Origin of the sequence: Mesorhizobium sp. WSM1293 (genome assembly GCF_000513875.1) — a bacterium.
Lineage (GTDB): Bacteria > Pseudomonadota > Alphaproteobacteria > Rhizobiales > Rhizobiaceae > Mesorhizobium > Mesorhizobium ciceri.
In genome coordinates this window covers 372514-390999 of record NZ_AZUV01000001.1, presented here as the reverse complement: position 1 = coordinate 390999, position 18486 = coordinate 372514, and the positions used below count along the sequence as shown (strand labels likewise).

Sequence of the window (18486 nt, the reverse complement as noted above, 5' to 3'; positions counted from 1 at the left end):
CGCAACTGGATGAATTGCCTCTTTATCGACACGCGGATGCGGGTAGAGTGCGGCAGAATTTCATTCAACCCATTCGGAGCTGATGCTCGCACGCCTGTTCGTGATCTTCGGTGGCCTGTTCGTGCTGGTGCTGTGTGCGGCGCTGGTGGTGCCGTATTTTATCGATTGGACCGGCTACCGCGCCGATTTCGAACGCGAAGCGAGCGCAATCCTCGGCCGCAAGGTGACCGTGCAGGGCGAAGCCACGGCAAGGCTGTTGCCGTTCCCCTCGGTGACCTTCTCGAATGTCGCCGTCGCCGGCGGCCCCAACGGCCAGCCGGCCATGACGGTCGAGACGTTTTCGATGGATGCGGAACTGGCGCCGTTCCTGCGCGGCGAAGTGCTGATCTTCGACATGCGGCTGGTGCGGCCGAAGGCGACCATCGATATCGCCAATGACGGCACGGTCGACTGGGCGATGCGGCCGTCCTCGCCCTTCGACCCAAGCCAGATCTCGATCGAGAAGCTGACGGTGACGGAGGGTCAGATCGAAGTTCGCCATGCCGCTGGCGGGCGCAGCCATCTGTTTTCCGAGATCAACTCGACCATATCGGCCAAGTCACTGGCCGGCCCATGGCGCATGGACGGCACGCTGCGGCTGGACGGGTTGCGCACCGCGGTCACCGCGTCCACCGGCAAGGCCGAAGGCTCAGGACAGATGCGGTTTCGGCTGAAGGCCGATCCGGACGCGTATCCGCTGGTCATCGAGACCGACGGCAATGCCGGCATCGTCAATGGAGCCGCCGTCTACTCCGGCCAGTTCAAGATTTCCGGTGCCGACAAGAACAGCGCCGAGCTGCGCGGCACCGATGGCGAGACGGTGAAAGTCTCGGCCGGTAAGCCCGATCCGGGCTTTCGGCTGAACGGCAAATTTTCGCTCGACCACCAGAAACTCGGGGTCGACGAATTCCGCTTCGAGACCGGGCCGCTCGACAACCCCTACACCGCCGATGGCAAGGCTTCTGTCGATCTCGGGCTGAAACCGAGTTTCGCCATCGAGGCCAATGGCGCGCAGGTGCAGTTCGACGAGGCGGTGGGCGCCGAAGCCGGCGCCGGCCTGACGCTGGACCAGCGCATCGCGGCGTTCGAGCAAGCGCTGCTCGATATGCCGAAGCCGACCATCCCCGGCACGGTCGAGGTCAAGCTGCCGGCGGTGGTGGTCGGCGACACCACGGTGCGCGACGTGCATCTTTCCGCCGAGCCGGTCGATGGCGGCTGGTCGGTGAAATCGCTTGCCGCGACCTTGCCCGGCCGCACCACGCTGGAAGCGGATGGCATGCTGGTGCTCAATTTGGAGGGTCATTTCGGCTTCAACGGCTCGCTGCTGCTGGCCGTGGCCCAACCTTCCGGCTTTGCCGCCTGGCTGTCGAAGGATGTCGACGAGGCGATCCGCCGCCTGCCGGCCGCCGGCTTCAAGGCCAAGGTCGACCTCTCGCAGAAGCGCCAGGCCTTCAGCGATCTCGAACTGATCCTGGGCAAGGCGAAGTTTTCCGGCCGCATCGATTCCAGCCAGCCCGACGATGCCAAGCCCTCGGTGCTGATGCGGCTTGAAGGCGGTGATCTCGATGTCGACGGGCTGGCGGCCTTCGCCTCGATCTTCGTCAGCGACAAGGGCGCCAATCGCTTTGCCGACCGCGACCTCGATTTCCAGATCAAGGCCGGGCCGGTCAACGCCGGTGGGTTGACCGCCGACACGGTCGACACGGCGCTCAGGCTGCGCGACGGGCTGCTCGAAATCGACCGGCTTTCGGTGGGCGGGCTGGCCGGCGCCTCGATCAGCGCCACCGGCCGGATCAAGGATTTCCCCGCGAGCCCGACCGGCAAGCTCGATGCGTCGGTGGTTGCCGTCGATCTGAAGCCGCTGATCGATGTCGCCGCCCAGCACTATCCCGACAGCGCCGTGCTCAGGGGACTGTCGGGCCGTGCTGCTGCCTATCCCGAGCTGTTCCAGGATGCGCGCATCGACCTGGTGGCGAGTGCAGCCGACAATGGCGACGGCACCACGGGCCTGGCGGTAAGCGGGCAAGGCAAGGCGGGCGGCTCGGCCTTTTCGGCGTCGCTGTCGGGGAAGGGGGCGGTGGACAAGCTTCTCGAAGCGCCGGTGGCGCTGACCTTCAACGCCAAGAATCCTGATGCCACCGCACTGCTGGCGCTCTATGGCCTGCCGGCGCTGCCGCTCGGCATGCTGGGCGAGGCAAACACCGATATTCAGGCCAAGGGCACGTTTGGCGGCGGCCTGGCGACGAATTTCAGCCTTGCCGGCAATGACTTCAAGGCCGGTTTCGAGGGAACGATCGCCGACACGCCGCAAGGCCTCGCCGCCAAGGGCAAGCTCAGCCTCGATGCCGCCGACATCGAGCCATGGCTGATGACGTCGGGCATCGGCCTGCCAGGCATGGGGGCGGGCATGTCGACGTCGCTCGCCGCGCAGGGCGACTACGGCAACGGCCTGCTGGTGCTGGACGAACTCAGCGGCGCCATCAACGAAGCGGCGGTGTCCGGCGACGTCAATATCGATGTAAAGGACGGCGTGCCACATCTGGCCGGGGCGCTGGCGCTCGACGAACTCGACCTCGATCCCCTGGCGGTGGCGCTGTTCGGCGACTCCGCCTTTCTAGCCGACAAGGAGGGCGCAGCCAAAGACCGGGCAGGCAAGGGTGGCGTGTGGCCGGCGACACCGTTCAGCCAGAAATCCAGCCTGCCATTCACCGCCGACCTCGACCTGACGACGGCAGCACTGGCCGCCGGCCGGTTCGCCACCGCCTATGACGCCGCCTTTTCGCTCAAGCTCGACCAGGAAGGCATCCGCGTTTCGGATCTCAAGGCGAAGTTGCTGGGCGGAGCGCTGACCGGCCTATTCGAGTTGAAGAACAACAACGGCACCGGGCTGTTCTCTGGCCAGATGAAACTGGCGGGCGCCGATCTGGCGACCGTGCTGCCGGATGCCGGCATCAGCGGCATCGGCGATTTCTCGACGGCGCTGTCAAGCAGCGGCAAATCGGTCGAAGGGATGGTGGCTGCCTTGTCAGGCTCCGGAACTGCGGCGTTGAAGGGCGTGAAAGTTGCTGGCCTCAATCCAGATGCGTTCAGTGCGTTCCTCGCCAAGGCGGATGCGATCGGGCGCGACATCGATGCGGCCAAGACCGCCGGCTTCGCGCCCGAGATCGCCGCTGATGGCAGCTTTGCCGCTGGCGATGCCGACATAGCCTTCACGGTTGCCGGCGGCACGCTGCGGGCGCCGCCGGTCAGCCTGGAAAATCCAGCGGCGACCTTGTCCGCCGACATCACGGCGGATCTCAACGCGGCCACGGTGTCGGCCAAGGGTGCGATCACCTATCGGCCTGGCGACGAGGCGCTGGTCGGCTCCGAGCCGGTCGTGAATTTCACGGCCGAGGGGCCGTTCGGCGCTGTGAAACGAGAGTTCGACAGCGAGCCGCTGGCGCAGTTCCTGACACAGCGCGCGCTGGAGAAAGAGCAGCAGCGCGTCGAGGCGATGCAGGCGGCTCTACTCGAGAAGCAGCGGCTGCGGCGAGAGGTGCGCTACTACGCGGCGCTGCAGACCGAACGGGACAAGGCCGCCGAGGAATTGCGCAGGCAGGAGGAAGCGGCGCGGCTGAAAGCCGAGGCTGATGCCAAGGCCAAGGCCGAAGCGGACGCCCAGGCGAAAGCCGAAGCCGACGCCAAAGCTCAGGCGGAAGCGGACGCGAAAGCCAAGGCAGACGCCGATGCCAAAGCCAAGGCGGACGCGGACGCCAAGGCCGCTGCCGAACGGCAAGCGGCCGACGAGGCGGCCAAAGCGCAGGCCGAGCAGGAGCGGCAGAAGGCGGAAGAGGCGATGCGCATCGCCTCGCAGGAAAAGGCAAAGCTCGAGGCTGAACGCAGGGCCGCGCAGCAGGCTCCGAAGGTAGAGCGGGCACCGCTGCCGCAGGCCAATGACAATCCGCCGCAGGCCAAGCCGAAGTCCAATCCGTTCACGATCGACAATCTGCTGAAGTCGCTGCAGTAGTCGACGGCAGTTACCCACCGTCTCGATCGAGCAGCCGCCGCAGCATCGGTTCGATACGCGACAGTTCGTCGAGATGCGCCGCCGACAACTCGGCCAGGCAATCGTCGGCGCGCTCGGTCAGCTGCAGCAGCACGCGGCGGTGGTCGTCCTTGTCCTGATCCCTTGTAACCAGCCCCGCCTCGCCGAGGCGGTTGACCAGCTCGACGGCGCTGTGGTGGCGGATGCGCAGGCGCTCGGCGAGGTCGCCAACCGTCACCGGTCCACCACCAGGGAAACCCTTGATCGCCAGCAGCGCCTGATGCTGGCGCGGGGTCAGGCCGGCGTCTTCCGCCTGGACCTGGCTGAATTCGAGGAACCGGCGGATCAGGTAGCGAAACTCCGACAGCCGCTGGTAATCGGCCTGGCTGATGGCGGGGCGTGGTTTTTGTGGCTGCGACATATCAGACATGTGTTCGTTTTCCGGTGAAAGCTCAAACGGATTTCGGGCGAAACCGGCTTGAATATTTATATCGTGTTACGATACATATCCACCGACAAACCCGGCTGGCCGCTTCGACCGTGCCGCATATCCACATTCGGCCCGTCGCCAGGAAGCAAAGCCCGCCATGAAGACCCCTCACTCGAACCCGGAGCATCTGCGCGATTTCACCACGGATGCCAGGGTGCTGCTCGTCGCCGCCATTGCCGTGGTGGTGGCGACAGCCGGGCTGTTTGCCGGCATCGCGCTTTTGAAGCTGATCCGGCTTGCCACCAACATCGCCTATTTCGGTCAGTTCTCGCTTGCCGACCTGAAGCTTGAGGACACACCGCTTGGGCTCGCCGCCGTCATCGTTCCGGTGATCGGCGCGCTGATCATCGGCCTGATGGCGCGCTTCGGCAGCGAGAAGATCCGCGGCCATGGCATTCCCGAAGCCATCGAGGCGATCCTGCTCGGGCGCTCAAAACTCGACGCCAAGGTGGCGATCCTGAAGCCGCTGTCGTCGGCGATCTCGATCGGCTCCGGCGGGCCGTTCGGCGCCGAAGGCCCGATCATCATGACCGGCGGCGCCATCGGCTCGCTGATCGCGCAGATGCTGCCGGTCAGCGACAACGAGCGCAAGACGCTGCTGGTGGCGGGTGCGGCAGCGGGCATGACTACGGTTTTCGGAACACCGATTGCAGCCATCATGCTGGCGGTCGAACTGCTGCTTTTCGAATGGACCCCGCGCAGCTTCATCCCGGTGGCGGTGGCGGCGATCATTGCCGAGGTTGAGCGCACCATGCTGCATCTGCCCGGGCCGATCTTTCCGTTTCAGGGCGGCATGGAGGTGTCCTTCGTCGGCCTTGCCGGCTGGGTGGCGATCGGCGTTTGTGCAGGACTTTTGTCGGGGCTGCTGACGCAGATGGTCTATGCCTGCGAGGACGCCTTCCAGAAACTGCCGATCCACTGGATGTGGTGGCCGATGCTTGGCGGCCTGGTGGTCGGCATAGGCGGGCTGATCGAACCGCACGCGCTCGGTGTCGGCTATGACAACATCACCGACATGCTGGATGGCCGCACCGTCGCGACGGCGGCCCTCCTGCTGCTGGTGGTCAAGGCGATCATCTGGTCGGTAGCGCTCGGCTCGGGAACGTCGGGAGGTGTGCTGGCGCCGCTGTTGATCATGGGCGGGGCCATGGGCGCTGTGCTCGCCGGCGTTCTGCCTGCCGCGGATCCGGGTTTCTGGGCGCTGCTGGCGATGGCCGCCACGATGGGCGGCACGATGCGTGCGCCGCTGACCGCCACGTTCTTCGCCGTCGAACTGACCGGCAACACACATATGCTGGTGCCGCTGATTGCTGCCTGCGCCGCGGCGCACGCCGTCACCGTGCTTCTGATGAAGCGGTCGATCCTGACCGAGAAGATTGCCAGAAGGGGGCACCACCTCGTGCGCGAATACCGCGTCGACCCTTTCGCCCTGACCAGGGTGCGCGAGGTGATGACGTCACAGGTCGAAAGCGTGCCGGCGACGATGACGCTGCATGGCGCGGCAGCGTTCCTGACTGCGCCGGAAACACGGCATCCGAGTTTCCCGGTGGTCGATGAGCACGGCCATGTGCTGGGCCTCATCGATCCGCCGGCGATATTGCGCTGGAGACGCGCCGGCACGCACCGCACCACGACGCTTGGCTCGTTGCTGGCCGGCAGCAAGGTGACGCTGGCCTATCCGGACGAATATCTCGAAGGCCTCTCCGACAAGCTGCTGACAGCCAACGTCTCCCATCTGCCCGTCGTCACTCGCGAAGGCTCGTTGCTGGTCGGTTACGTCGGCTGGAAGGATCTGATGCGCGTGCGGTCCAGGAAACAGGCCGAGGAGCGCGAGCGTTCGACCTTGCTTGGCTTCGGCGGCAGGCGCGGGAAAAAGGACGACGTGGTGGAGGGCCTTTAGAGACTCGTTCCCCGCTTCGCCCGTTCAAGGACATAGAGCCTCAACGCCGAGGACAGGTTGGTGTCGCGGGGCCGCGTCTCGTCGACTTCGGCGACAAGAGCGGCGAGCGTCAGCTCCCTGGCCGCTGCGATCGCGACGAGATCGTCATAGAAAGGTTTTTCGAGCGAGTAGCTGGTGCGGTGGCCGCGAATGGTCACAGAACGCTTTTCGACCGCGCTCATTGGCGGTCGGGGTCGCCGGGCTTTTCACGACGATGCCCGGCAACGAATTTTTCGCTCTTGTCGGCAACGATACGGTCGCGCTCTTTTTCGGCCTTGGAGCGGCCGTGCAGCGCGCGATTCTGTTCGGCGGCGCGCAGCTTTTCGTCCCGCGCCTTTTGCTTGCGGGCTTGGCGGAGATTGACGATTTCGGCCACGGCGTAAGTCGCCGGCCTATTTCTTGCGGAAGGCGTCGAGCGAAACCACTTCGGCGCCCTTGGTGGCGGCGTCCGCGGCCGCGGGCTTCTTCTCCGCCTCGGCGGCCGCCTTCTTCTCGGCCTTCGGCTTTTTCTCGGAGACGATGGTCAACGGCTCCGGAGTTGGCGCAGCCGGTTCCTCGGCTGCCGCGCCATCCGTCTTGACGTCGAATTCGAGCTCGAAATTGACCGACGGATCATAGAAGCCGCGCACGGCCGAGAACGGGATTTCGAGTTTTTCCGGCACATCGGAAAAGGACAGGCCGACCTCGAAGCCGGTGTCGGTCACCTTCAGGTCCCAATACTGGAACTGAATGACGATGGTCATCTGCTCGGGATAGCGCTCGCGCAGCCGCGAAGACACGCGTACGCCCGGCGCGCCGGTCAGGAAGGTGATGAAGAAGTGGTGGTTGCCGGGGAGGCCGGTGCGCGCGACCTCGGCCAGAACCTTGCGCATGACGCCGCGCAACGCCTCCTGGGCCAGAATGTCGTAGCGGATGTGGTCGTCGGCCATGTGGCGGTCGGGTTCCGTTGAATCGTCCGCATAGCTGTAATCAAGCTTGAGGGCGGCGTAAACCGCATATAGATCACCCTCGCGCGGAAGCGAAGACTATTGCCGGCGATTTGATCGCTCAGGCGCTGGCGAGCGTGCTTTGCTTTTCGGACGATGCGGAGCGGCGCTTGCCGAAGGCGCGCAGGAAGGTGCGCACGCCATTGGTCGCGGATTGCAGCACCTCGTCCTCGCGCGGCGAGCCGCCGAGCATGAAGGTGGTCTGCAGTTCGGCATTGACGAGGCCAAGGAATTGACGTGCCGCCACGTCGGGATCCTCGATCGTGAGGTAGCCCCCATAGGCGAGGCGGGCGAAGCGGGCGGCGATTGCCGGCCATGTCCTGCCCGGTCCCTGTTCGCGCCATTCGGCAAACAGTTCGGGATAGCGCTCGCCTTCGGTCTGGATCAGCTTGCGCAGGAATTTTCCGTCGCGGTTGCAGATGCAGTTCTGGTTCAGGCGCACGGCAAAGCCGATCAGATCGGCTTCGAGATCCCCCGGCTGGTCGGGGAAGGTGGCAATGGTGGCGAAGATGCCGGCATTGCAGCGTTCGGTGAGGTCACGGACCACAGCGACGAACAGTTTCTCCTTGTCGCCGTGATGGTTGTAGATGGTCTGGCGCGAGACGCCGGCTTCGGCGGCGATCAGGTCGATGTTGGCGCCGGCGAAACCTTCGCGGCAAAACACGGTGGCGGCGGAGTCGACGATCGACAGGCGCTTGGCCTCATGACCGCGTGGCGGGAAAATGTCAGGAGAAACGTGCAGCTTCATAAAAAACTATATAGAGGTGATTGACGATTTAGACAAGAGTGTCTAAATTTGTGGACACAAGATAAAGAGATTTCGCGAGAGAGAGACGAATGGAATTCGCTCTCGAGGTGTCGGAATCTCACGGGATGGAACGTCCTAGGTTAGACGTCGCCTGGCGGCGGCAACCAGATTTGAAAGAAGCCTTTATCATGAGTCCCAAATTCCTCCGCATCGCGGTCGTGCTCGGCTTGTTGTCCGCCATCGGCCCGTTCGCCATCGACATGTATCTGCCCGCGCTGCCGTCGATCGGCGCGGACCTGCATGCCAGCACCGCTGCCGTGCAGATGAGCCTGTTGATCTTCTTCCTGTCGATGGGGTTTGGCCAGATCGTCGTCGGGCCGATCTCCGATATGGTCGGCCGCAAGCTGCCGCTTTATGGCGGTCTTGCGCTGTTCATGGTCGGCGGCATCGGTTCGGCAATGGCGCCGACCATCGAATGGCTGATCGCTTTCCGTTTCCTGCAAGGGCTTGGCGCCAGCGCCGGCATGGCCGTTCCGCGCGCCATCGTGCGCGACCTGCATACCGGCAATGAGGCCGCCAAGCTGATGTCTTTGCTGATGCTGGTGTTCTCGGTGTCGCCGATCCTGGCGCCGCTGACCGGCAGCGTGATCATCGAGAGTTTCGGCTGGCGCGCCGTGTTCTGGACGGTGACGGGCGCGGCTCTGCTGGCCACCATCCTTCTGGCGACATCGCTCAAGGAGACACGGCCGGTGGAAGACCGCGCCGGCTCCTCCTTCGGCACCGCGCTGTCGGCCTACCGCTTCCTGATGGGTGACCGCAACTTCCTTGGCCTGACGGCGATCGCCGGCTTCGGCATTGCCAGCTTCTTCGTCTATCTGTCGAGTTCATCGTTCATCCTGATCGACCATTACGGGCTGTCGCCTTCGGTCTACAGCGTGTTCTTCTCGATCAATGCGGTCGCCTTCATCGGCATGTCGCAAATGACGGGGCTGCTGGCCGAGCGCTTCGGCCTGAGGCGCGTGGTGCGTGTCGCGGTGACCGGCTATGCGACGACGATGGTGGTGCTGTTCGCGGTGATGGCGACGGGTATCGATCGGCTCGACGTGATGGCGGCGCTGCTGTTCGTCGGCTACGGCTTCCTTGGCCTGGTCATTCCGACCACCTCGGTGCTGGCCATGGAAGAACATGGCGAGATCGCCGGCACCGCGTCGGCGCTGATGGGCACGCTGCATTTCGCCATCGGCGCACTCGCCATGGGTGTTGCCGGCGTGTTCTTCGATGGTACGCCGCTGCCGATGGTGGCCGGCATCACGCTGTGTGCGGTGATTTCCTTCACGCTGGCAAAGTTCACGCTCGGCCGCTCGCGCGAAGCTGCCGAGGCACCGGCCGAGTAGGCACTGCTCGCAGGTACATGAAAAGGCCGGGTTTTCCCGGCCTTTTTTATGTCCGAGAAGCTGCGTCCGTCGCCTCGTTCATCATCCGAGTATCACGTTTAAGTTGGTACCTTGCATAAGAAGGTACCTGCCGATATGGTGTACTGGACTTGCCGGGAGCGACCGTGACCGATCCAAATGATGTCCAACTGAAAAAGGGCGCGCTCGAACTGTGTGTCCTTGCCTTGCTCGCCCGGCGGGAAAGCTATGCCTATGAGATCGCCAGCACGCTGGCCGAGCGTGTCGGCATGGGAGAAGGGACGATCTATCCGCTGATGCGGCGCATGCAGAGTGACGGGCTTGTCGCGACATGGCTCGTCGAATCGACGAGCGGGCCGCCCCGCAAATATTACCGGCTCACCGCAGTCGGCAGGACAGTCTACGAGGCGCGCAGCCGGGAATGGCGAAGCTTTGTCGATGCCGTCGACCTTTTCCTGGGAGAGATGGAATGAACCGCGATGCCTTCTTGGTTTCCCTGCGCAACAGCCTGGCCGGAATGCCCGCGGGCGAGGTCGATGAGATCGTCGCCGACTACGGCGCCCATTTCGACGAGGCGCGAGCCTCCGGACGGAGCGAGGAGGATGTTGCCAGGGCACTTGGCGATCCGGCGCGGCTTGGGCGGGAGCTGCGGGCGGAAGCCGGGATTCGTCGCTGGGAGCATGATCGTGGTCCGGCCGGTGTTGCCGCCGCGCTGCTCGCCCTGACCGGGCTTGCCGCTTTTGACATTCTTCTCCTGCTGCCGGTCCTCGTCGTCTTCTGCTTCGTCGTGCTCGGTCTCGGCATTGCGGTCCTGGCGCTCGGCGTCGCCAGCGTCGGGCTGCTGTTGAGTGTCGTGCCGTTCTGGCATTTTGCATCGTGGGCCACGCCATTCGCACGCTTGCTGGCCGCTGTCGGCCTTGCCGCAGCCAGCATCGGATTGGGCTCGCTGCTGCTGCTCGGCCTCAATATCGGGGTCAAGCTGCTGGGGGATTATGCGCGCCTGCATTACCGCCTGGTCAAACCACGCCAGCCCTGATCAACCCAGTGGCGCGCCGCCACGCAGAAATAACAGGTGCACCATGAACAAGACGCTTGCCTGGACCGCCGTGCTGTCGCTCGCAGTGGCCGTGATTTGTCTGTCGCTGGCGAATTCGATCGCCGGAAACGAGTGGAGAGGTGGCCGCTGGTGGAATTTTGCCTCCAGCTGCCGCGGTTCCGGTGATGGGACCAAGCCCGGATCGGTGACGCTGGCATGGCAACCGGTCTCCAGCGAATTCCAGATTGCCCTGCCGGCAACGGTCACTTATCGGCCCGGCACGCCTTCCCAGGCTGTCGTCAGCGGCGATCCCGAGGCGGTTTCGCATGTTCGCCTGTCCGGCAATGTGCTGGCCTTCGACGACGGTTTCGATTGCGATGGCCTGCCGGTCAGCGTCCAGCTTACCGGTCCAGCGGTCCCCAGTTGGCGGTTGAGCGGCAGCGGCAGGCTCGAGCTTTCCGCTCTCGCCCAGGAGGCGCTGGACCTGCGCATCAGCGGCAGCGGCGATGTGCGCGCCAGCGGCAGTGTGCAGGATCTCTCCTTGCGCATCTCGGGCTCCGGCTCAGGCGACTTCGGCAAACTCACGGCGAAGACCGCCAGTGTCCAGATCAGCGGCAGCGGTAACGCCGATATCGCGCCGCGGGACCAGGCCGACATCCGCGTGTCGGGCAGCGGCAACGTGCAAGTCCACGGCAACCCGAAGATCAATTCGCACGTCAGCGGAAGTGGCAGGGTCGAGACGGTGCCCTGAGCAGCTGCAAAGCCGCGCGCACACGCGCTCCTTCTCATCACACTGTATGCAGCCGGAAGGCGGGTCAGACCGCAGTCCGAGGACACCAATCTGTTTGAACATCGGAGACAGGAAAATGCGTTTGAAGAAGCTCCTGATTGCCGCCCTGGCAAGTCTGGCCGTCACGACAGCTCATGCCGCTGGTTTGAAATTCATCCAGATACCGGCCGATGCCGCCGGGCCGGCAATTGATGCTGCCATGTGGTCGCCCTGCGCCAGCCCGCCCGGCGAGGTGAAGGTCAAGCAGTCTACCGTTCCGGCTGTGCTCGACTGCCCCATCGAGGGCGGGAGATTGCCGCTCGTCGTCATTTCACATGGCTATGGCGGCTGGTACCTTGATCTCCACGATATGGCCGAGACGCTCGCGGATGCCGGTTTTGTCGTCGTTGCCATCAACCATCCGCACGCGAACCACGCCGATATGAGCCAGGCCAATGGTCTGGGCGTGCTGAGGCAGCGTCCGATCGATATCAAGCGCACCATCGATTTCATGCTCGGCAACTCGGCGGATTCGGCCAAAATCGATCCTCAGCGCGTCGGCTTCTACGGATTTTCGCAAGGCGGCTATACCGGCCTTGTCATCGGCGGCGCCGATCCGGATTTCAACAAACTGCCGCCGCGCTGTTCGGACCCGGCCGACACCGGCTGTCCGCCAGCCAGCCAGCCCAAGCCGGCGCGCAAGCAATTGCCGCCGGAAACGCTGACCCACGATCCCCGCGTCAGGGCGATCGTGGTGGCGGATCCGCTGAGCGTCGTTTTCCAGACTGCCGACAGCGTGAAGGATATCAAGGTGCCGCTGCAGCTCTGGAGTTCGCAGTTCGGCGGCGACGCTGTATCGCCCGTCGACGTGAAGCGACTGGCTGGATTGCTGCCGCGGACACCGGACTTTCACGTCGTGCCCAACGCCGTGCATCTCTCGTTCCTGACGCCATGCCCGCCCGAGGACGCGCGCAAGCCATCGCCAGCTTGCATCGATGCTCCGGGTTTCGATCGGATTGCCTTCCACAAGGCGTTCAATGCCGCTGTGCTTGCCTTCTTTCGCCAGCATTTGGCCGAAGACCAGGGCCACGAAGCAGCCGAAGCAGCGGTGCAATAAGCAATTGCAAAGGTCGGACTGTCGGGCCTTTCACGCCAATCCTGTCTCGGCCAGCACGAAGCGCAGCCGCGCCTCGACGGATGCCAGCGGCAACGGGATCATCTCATAGCCCAGTTCCGTGTAGACGCCGACCAGCGCATGGTGGGTACGCTCGGCCTCGTCGAGCGTCTGCTTGCGCTCTTCATCCTGCGCGAATATCTCCGGCCATAACGGGGCGACGAAGACGCGCTGATGATAGCGGAAGCGCTCGGCGGCAGCGTTGGCGTGTTCGGGTACCGGCAGGCCGGTCAGCCTGAGATAGCCGAGCGTGTCCGGAACGCCACGATCGAAAAAAACAGGACGCCCGGTCTGTTCTCGCGCGATTTGATACGAGCGCATCTCCCATGACAGCATCAACTCGGCGAACAGGGCGCGATCATGCCAGGGCAAAGCGGGTCCGCCAATGGCGGACTGGTCGCGGATGATGCCGCGCCCGGCTTCGATCGAGGCGGCAAAGCCTGCTCGGCGCAGGGCGTCGATCAGGGTGGTCTTGCCGGAGCCGGGACCGCCGGTCAGCACAAAGAAGCGATCGGAATCGTTTTGCATGTTTTTCCATGGAAAGCGAGCACGCGGCAGGACGCCTTCGCGGCGAAGCTGCCACTGCGCATGCTGCATAACGGAGGAGGGGAGAAGTGGAGGTTTCTGTTGCCAGGTACCTCCGAACCCCGCCTAGAAGTGCGAACCTCTAGGGCTTGATTTGAAGCTATCGCACCGCTTACGCGGCGAGACGTGCTTCCGCATAGTTGTCATTTGCAACTACAGGTTTAGCCCGATGACGGTGGTACCATGCCGGGCAAAAGTACGATCTTTACACCTTCGTCGATCCTATTTCGCCCCCAGCAAAAACCGCTCTGTCATCAGCAGCGGCTTTTGGTGGAGGCGCCGGGTACCGCCCCCGGGTCCGAACGGCTTATTTCATCGCCCATTTATCGCCATAGTCGGTCAAGCCGACAAACCGAATATAGGGGGCCATCGCAGGAAATGGAAGGCCGCAATGGCACTTTGTCCGCGTGTCAAAACCGCATCTCCAAAGGGTTGACTTGGACGCGGTCTCAACCGAAGCTTTGCCACGGTGAGGAGTAACCGACCTAGCGCACATGTTGCAGCAGCGCGCCACAGCCCTCATCGATCGGATCCGTGGCGCCGACGAGGGGAATTTCGATGGCCGACTATCTTGCAGACGTGAAGAAATACGATGCCGGCGCCAGTGCCGATGCGGTTGAAAAGATCGTCAAACACCTGGGCATCGCGCTCAGGAACCGCGATTCCTCGCTGGTGTCCTGCACCGACCCGAAGGAACTCGGGCGTGTCAGGGACAACTGGGTCGCCAAGAAGCTCGGCATCAGCGATGCAGCGAAGGCCGATGCATCCATCGAGAAGACTTGCAAGGCAATGGCTGCCGACAACACCAAGAGCCGTGTGACTTTTTACTACCTCGTCGCGAAGGACCTGGGCAAGCTCGGCTCCCTCTGAGACCTTTTGATAATTCTACTCTGGCGGCCGGCTGGCGCGGTTTTCTGCGCTTCCGGTGCTCACGTACTTTAAGTACGCTCCGCTCCGGTTCTCGAAAACCACGCCATTCGACTCGCCAGAGCGAATTCTGAAAAGGTCTCTACCACCGGCCCCATCTGCCAAGATGGGGAAGACTTCAGACAAGCGTGGCGTCAGCGCGCATATGCGCTATTGTTGGTGAAATCTCGAATCGAGCCGCAACCGATGCGCCAGTATCTCGACCTCCTGCAGCACGTGCTGGACAACGGCGCCGATCGCGGCGATCGCACCGGCACCGGAACGCGTTCCGTGTTCGGCTACCAGATGCGTTTCGACCTGGCGCGCGGCTTTCCGGTCACCACGACCAAGAAGCTGCATCTCAAGTCGATCATCCATGAGCTTCTGTGGTTCCTGGCCGGCGACACCAACATCAAATACCTCACCGATAACGGCGTTTCGATCTGGGACGAATGGGCCGACGAGAATGGCGATCTCGGCCCGGTCTACGGCAAGCAATGGCGCTCCTGGCCGGATGGCCATGGCGGCTCGATCGACCAGATCGCGAATCTTCTCAAGGAGATACGCAAAAATCCTCAATCGCGGCGGCTGATCGTTTCGGCATGGAACCCAGCCGAAGTGGAAGCGATGGCGCTGCCGCCCTGCCACTGCCTGTTCCAATTCTATGTTTCGGAAGGGCGGCTTTCCTGCCAACTCTACCAGCGTTCCGCCGATATCTTCCTTGGCGTGCCGTTCAACATCGCGTCCTATGCCCTGCTGACCTTGATGGTGGCGCAGGTCACCGGGCTGAAACCCGGCGATTTCGTCCACACGCTCGGTGATGCGCATCTCTACTCGAACCATTTCGAGCAGGCACGCGAACAACTGCGGCGCACGCCGAAGGTGCTGCCGACGATGTGGATCAATCCGGAGGTCAAGGATCTGTTCGCCTTCCGCTTCGAGGATTTCCGGCTGGAGAACTACGTCGCCGATGCGTCGATCAAGGCGCCGATCGCGGTCTAAGGCCGCAAATTTCAGTCGATGCCGACCATCACGTCCGAGGCCTTGACCACGGCATAGGCCTGCTTGCCCTTTTCGAGCTTGAGATCGGCGACGGCCTCGTTGGTGATCGAGGCGGTGACGATGGCCACCGCCAACGCCGATCATGACATGCGAGGTGGTGGCTCCCTTTCAAGGTTTCTTTGCCGGTCTTACCAGAACAATTGGTGTCGTACAGACGCTTTCATGAGGCGCCGGGCCTTCCCTTGTTATATTCATACGGATATATCGGTCGGCAGGCTTCGAGCCGGCCGGATTTCAAACCAGGGAGAGTTTTCCATGACGCGCAAAGGTTTTGGATCGAGGGCGATCGCCATTGGCGGTTTCGCTGCGGCGCTGATGGCAGTCGTGCCGGCAGCACATGCGGAAGACAAGGTGGTGGTGTTTGCCGCGGCCAGCCTCAAGGACGCGCTCGACGCGGTGAACAAGGCCTGCGAGGCCGATGTCGGCGAGGCGGCGACCGTCTCCTATGCCGCGAGCTCGGCGCTGGCCAAGCAGATCGAGGGCGGGGCGCCTGCCGACGTCTTCATCTCGGCCGACCTCGACTGGATGAAATATCTCTCCGACAAGAAGCTGACCAAGCCGGACACCGAGGTGAAGCTGCTGGGCAATCAGATCGTGCTGGTGGCGCCGAAGGACTCGGCGGTCGACACCAAAATCGAGAAGGGTTTTGACCTCGCCAAGCTGATCGGCGACGGCAAGCTCGCCATGGGCGATTTCAAGGCGGTGCCGGCCGGCAAATACGGCAAGGCCGCGCTTGAATCGCTCGGCGTCTGGTCCTCGGTCGAAGGCAAGGTGGCGCAGGCCGAAAACGTGCGCGCGGCGCTGAAGCTGGTTTCGACGGGCGAAGCAGCGCTTGGCATTGTCTATGCCACCGACGCGCATGCCGAAAAGGGCGTCAAGGTGGTCGGCACCTTCCCGGAGGATTCGCATCCGCCGATCATCTACCCGGTTGCCCAGACCGCCGATTCGAAGGACAAGGATACGCCGGCTTTCCTGAAATGCCTGCAGTCGGCCAAGGCGGCCGCGCTGTTCAAGGATCAGGGATTTACCGTGCTCGCGCCGAGCAACTGAGTTCCAAGAGGCACTATGAACTGGCTGCTGGACCTCACTCCCGACGAATGGAATGCGGTCCGGCTGTCCATCAAGGTGGCAACGGTGGCGATGCTTGCCAGCCTGCCGCCGGGCATCTTGATCGCGCTGCTGCTTGCCCGGGGACAATTCTGGGGCAAGACCGTTCTCAACGGGTTGGTGCATCTGCCACTGATCCTGCCGCCCGTGGTGACCGGCTACCTGCTGCTGCTCACCTTCGGCCGGCGCGGCCCGGCCGGCGCTTTCCTGGCAGAGCATTTCGGCATTGTCTTCTCCTTCCGCTGGACGGGTGCGGCGCTGGCCTGCGGCGTCATGGGTTTTCCCCTGATGGTGCGAGCGATCCGGCTGTCGATCGAGGCGGTGGACCGCAAGATGGAAGCGGCGGCGGGAACGCTCGGCGCCAATTCGCTCTGGGTGTTTGCAACCATCACGCTGCCCCTGATCCTGCCCGGGCTGATCGCCGGCGCCATCCTGGCCTTCGCCAAGGCGATGGGCGAGTTCGGCGCGACCATCACCTTCGTTTCCAACATTCCCAATGAGACGCAGACATTGCCGTCGGCGATCTACACCTTCACGCAGGTGCCGGGTGGCGATGAAGGGGCGCTCCGCCTGACGCTGATCTCCATCGTCATCTCCATGGCAGCACTTGTGGCGTCGGAGGTGCTGGCGCGGCGTGTCGGCCGGCGACTGGACATCGAATGAGCGTTCTCGTCGACATCAGCCATCGGCTGGGTGGTTTCGCCATCGACGCCCGCTTCGAAAGCGCCGGGCGGCTGACGGCGCTGTTCGGCGCGTCTGGGTCGGGCAAGACGACGCTGATCGACATGATTGCCGGGTTGATCCGGCCCGACAAGGGACGCATCGAGGTCGACGGCCGTGTGCTGGTCGATACCGGTGCCGGCATTTTCGTGCCGAAGCACAAGCGCCGCATCGGCATGGTGTTCCAGGACGCACGGCTGTTTCCGCATTTGAGCGTTGCCGGCAATCTGCGCTACGGCCGCTGGTTCACGCCGCCGGCGGAGCGCTACGCCGATATCGATGCCGTCGTCGACCTGCTCGGCATCGGGCCGCTCATGAACAGGCGGCCGGCAAAGCTCTCGGGCGGCGAGAAACAGCGCGTGGCGATCGGCCGGGCATTGCTTGCCAGCCCCAGACTGCTGCTCATGGACGAACCGCTGGCCTCGCTCGACGAAGCGCGCAAGGCCGAAATCCTGCCCTATGTCGAAAGGCTGCGCGACGAGACGAAAATCCCGATCGTCTATGTCAGTCATTCGGTCGCCGAAGTGGCGCGGCTGGCCAGCGACGTGGTGATGCTGGCGCAGGGCAATGTCATTGCCAGCGGGCCGACCGGGGCGGTGATGCAAAGGCTCGACCTGTTGCCGGCGGAGGAGCGCGGCGAGGGCGGCGCCGTGCTGGACACCAGGGTGCTGCATCACGATGAGACTTTCGGCATGACCGTGCTCGGCTCGGCCGCGGGCGAGCTCCGGGTGCCACGGCTGGCGATGAAAACAGGGACGCCGGTGCGCATCCGTATCCGCGCCCGCGATGTGATGATCGCCACCGAAAAGCCGAGGGGTCTCAGCGCGCTCAACATCCTGCCGGGAACCATTACCGCGATGAGCCCCGGCGAGGGACCCGCGGTTGAGGTCGGTATCGACTGCAATGGCGCAACCGTGCTTGCCCGCATCACCGAACAGTCGCGGCAGGCGCTGAAGCTTCATCTTGGCGGTAAGGTTTTCGCGGTGATCAAGACGGTGAGCTTCGATCGTGCGAACACCGGCGCCGGCCTGCCCGCCGAGGCGGATGGATGATCCCGCTATGTCTTTTTGGAATAGCGGTTTCGTCAGGGAGCTTCTAGTATGAGGTTGGGGTGTGACCGCGGAGAGCAAAGATGCCGTCGCTGAGCTTGCGGATAAATCTCGATCCCGACGGGCGCGTCGGGCCGGGCAAGATCGAACTCCTGGAACAGATCGCCGCCTTCGGCTCGATCTCGGCCGCCGCGCGCGGCATGGAGATGTCCTACAAGCACGCCTGGGACCTGGTCGAGGACATGAACCGGGTATTCGGCAAGCCGCTGGTGGCGGCACAGACCGGCGGCCGCAAGGGCGGCGGCGCACAGTTGACGGCGGTCGGCCTGGCAGTAGTCAGCCGCTTCCGCGCCATCGAGCGCGCGGCTTCTGCCGCGGCGGCCACGCATATGGAGGCATTGCAGGCAGAGATTGATGCTGGGTGAGGGGGAAGGGGAGTA

19 protein-coding genes, 1 other RNA gene and 1 pseudogene are annotated in these 18486 nt (G+C 63.7%); 13 read left to right on the top strand and 8 right to left on the bottom strand.

Annotated elements, in window-relative coordinates; translation table 11 throughout:
• The first annotated feature begins 82 nt into the window (after positions 1–82).
• Positions 83–4045, top strand: a complete 3963-nt coding sequence (locus tag M729_RS0102010; RefSeq protein ID WP_027160608.1) for an AsmA family protein — start codon at positions 83–85, stop codon at positions 4043–4045.
• A gap of 10 nt (positions 4046–4055) precedes the next feature.
• Here M729_RS0102010 and M729_RS0102005 read toward each other — a convergent pair whose 3' ends face one another.
• Entirely contained in the window at positions 4056–4493 is a 438-nt protein-coding gene (locus tag M729_RS0102005; protein ID WP_027160607.1) for a MarR family winged helix-turn-helix transcriptional regulator, read from the bottom strand.
• Between the two features lie 157 nt (positions 4494–4650).
• Between M729_RS0102005 and M729_RS0102000 the strand changes: the two genes are divergently transcribed.
• On the top strand, positions 4651–6453 hold the full coding sequence (locus tag M729_RS0102000; RefSeq protein ID WP_027160606.1) for a chloride channel protein: 1803 nt from the start codon (positions 4651–4653) through the stop codon (positions 6451–6453).
• Here M729_RS0102000 and M729_RS0101995 read toward each other — a convergent pair.
• The 4 genes from M729_RS0101995 to M729_RS0101980 all read right to left on the bottom strand — a co-directional run bounded on the left by M729_RS0101995 (position 6450) and on the right by M729_RS0101980 (position 8226).
• On the bottom strand, positions 6450–6674 hold the full coding sequence (locus M729_RS0101995) for a ribbon-helix-helix domain-containing protein (protein WP_027160605.1): 225 nt from the start codon (positions 6672–6674) through the stop codon (positions 6450–6452). The genes M729_RS0102000 and M729_RS0101995 overlap by 4 nt on opposite strands.
• Positions 6671–6868, bottom strand: coding sequence for a DUF4169 family protein (locus M729_RS0101990; RefSeq protein ID WP_023813093.1), 198 nt, complete (start codon positions 6866–6868; stop codon positions 6671–6673). Before M729_RS0101990 ends, M729_RS0101995 begins: the two co-directional genes overlap by 4 nt.
• A 16-nt stretch (positions 6869–6884) precedes the next feature.
• Positions 6885–7421 (bottom strand): SspB family protein, encoded by a 537-nt coding sequence (locus tag M729_RS0101985; protein ID WP_027160604.1) that lies wholly within the window; start codon positions 7419–7421, stop codon positions 6885–6887.
• Positions 7422–7539: 118 nt separating this feature from the next.
• Positions 7540–8226 carry a TetR/AcrR family transcriptional regulator gene (locus M729_RS0101980; RefSeq protein WP_027160603.1) on the bottom strand — a complete coding sequence of 229 codons (687 nt, stop codon included), beginning with the start codon at positions 8224–8226 and terminating at the stop codon, positions 7540–7542.
• A 188-nt stretch (positions 8227–8414) separates the two neighbouring features.
• Here M729_RS0101980 and M729_RS0101975 point away from each other — a divergent pair, with 188 nt between their 5' ends.
• The 5 genes from M729_RS0101975 (at position 8415) to M729_RS0101955 (ending at position 12560) form a co-directional block, all read left to right on the top strand.
• Complete coding sequence (locus M729_RS0101975; protein WP_027160602.1) at positions 8415–9620, top strand: multidrug effflux MFS transporter; 1206 nt, start codon at positions 8415–8417, stop codon at positions 9618–9620.
• 164 nt (positions 9621–9784) lie between these two features.
• Positions 9785–10111, top strand: coding sequence for a PadR family transcriptional regulator (locus M729_RS0101970; RefSeq protein ID WP_024501425.1), 327 nt, complete (start codon positions 9785–9787; stop codon positions 10109–10111).
• A complete protein-coding gene (locus M729_RS0101965) occupies positions 10108–10674 on the top strand; it encodes a DUF1700 domain-containing protein (RefSeq protein WP_027160601.1) in 567 nt (188 codons plus the stop codon). Before M729_RS0101970 ends, M729_RS0101965 begins: the two co-directional genes overlap by 4 nt.
• A 43-nt stretch (positions 10675–10717) precedes the next feature.
• Entirely contained in the window at positions 10718–11425 is a 708-nt protein-coding gene (locus M729_RS0101960) for a DUF2807 domain-containing protein (protein ID WP_027160600.1), read from the top strand.
• A gap of 115 nt (positions 11426–11540) precedes the next feature.
• Positions 11541–12560, top strand: a complete 1020-nt coding sequence (locus tag M729_RS0101955; protein WP_032807963.1) for a dienelactone hydrolase — start codon at positions 11541–11543, stop codon at positions 12558–12560.
• Between the two features lie 30 nt (positions 12561–12590).
• On the opposite strand, the gene M729_RS0101950 is transcribed toward M729_RS0101955, so the two are convergent.
• Together M729_RS0101950 and ssrA are read right to left on the bottom strand one after the other, a co-directional pair.
• Complete coding sequence (locus M729_RS0101950; protein WP_027160598.1) at positions 12591–13145, bottom strand: AAA family ATPase; 555 nt, start codon at positions 13143–13145, stop codon at positions 12591–12593.
• 85 nt (positions 13146–13230) lie between these two features.
• Positions 13231–13590: a transfer-messenger RNA gene (gene ssrA, locus M729_RS1000000136810) on the bottom strand.
• Between the two features lie 170 nt (positions 13591–13760).
• Here ssrA and M729_RS0101945 point away from each other — a divergent pair.
• Positions 13761–14072, top strand: coding sequence for a DUF2853 family protein (locus M729_RS0101945; RefSeq protein WP_023813086.1), 312 nt, complete (start codon positions 13761–13763; stop codon positions 14070–14072).
• A 243-nt stretch (positions 14073–14315) separates the two neighbouring features.
• The gene (locus M729_RS0101940; RefSeq protein WP_027160597.1) at positions 14316–15110 is read left to right on the top strand and encodes a thymidylate synthase; all 795 of its coding nucleotides are present in this window, start codon (positions 14316–14318) and stop codon (positions 15108–15110) included.
• A gap of 11 nt (positions 15111–15121) precedes the next feature.
• Here M729_RS0101940 and M729_RS01000000134585 read toward each other — a convergent pair.
• Positions 15122–15278 (bottom strand): annotated as a pseudogene (locus M729_RS01000000134585) (TOBE domain-containing protein); the annotation flags it as partial.
• Between the two features lie 147 nt (positions 15279–15425).
• On the opposite strand from M729_RS01000000134585, the gene modA reads away from it, so the two are divergent.
• The 4 genes from modA to M729_RS0101915 all read left to right on the top strand — a co-directional run bounded on the left by modA (position 15426) and on the right by M729_RS0101915 (position 18471).
• Positions 15426–16220 (top strand): molybdate ABC transporter substrate-binding protein, encoded by a 795-nt coding sequence (gene modA, locus M729_RS0101930; protein WP_027160596.1) that lies wholly within the window; start codon positions 15426–15428, stop codon positions 16218–16220.
• A gap of 15 nt (positions 16221–16235) precedes the next feature.
• Positions 16236–16940, top strand: coding sequence for a molybdate ABC transporter permease subunit (gene modB, locus M729_RS0101925; RefSeq protein WP_024501415.1), 705 nt, complete (start codon positions 16236–16238; stop codon positions 16938–16940).
• Positions 16937–18049 carry a molybdenum ABC transporter ATP-binding protein gene (gene modC / locus M729_RS0101920; protein ID WP_027160595.1) on the top strand — a complete coding sequence of 371 codons (1113 nt, stop codon included), beginning with the start codon at positions 16937–16939 and terminating at the stop codon, positions 18047–18049. The genes modB and modC overlap by 4 nt, the downstream gene beginning before the upstream one ends.
• Positions 18050–18129: 80 nt before the next feature.
• Complete coding sequence (locus M729_RS0101915; protein ID WP_027034879.1) at positions 18130–18471, top strand: winged helix-turn-helix domain-containing protein; 342 nt, start codon at positions 18130–18132, stop codon at positions 18469–18471.
• Positions 18472–18486: the final 15 nt, after the last annotated feature.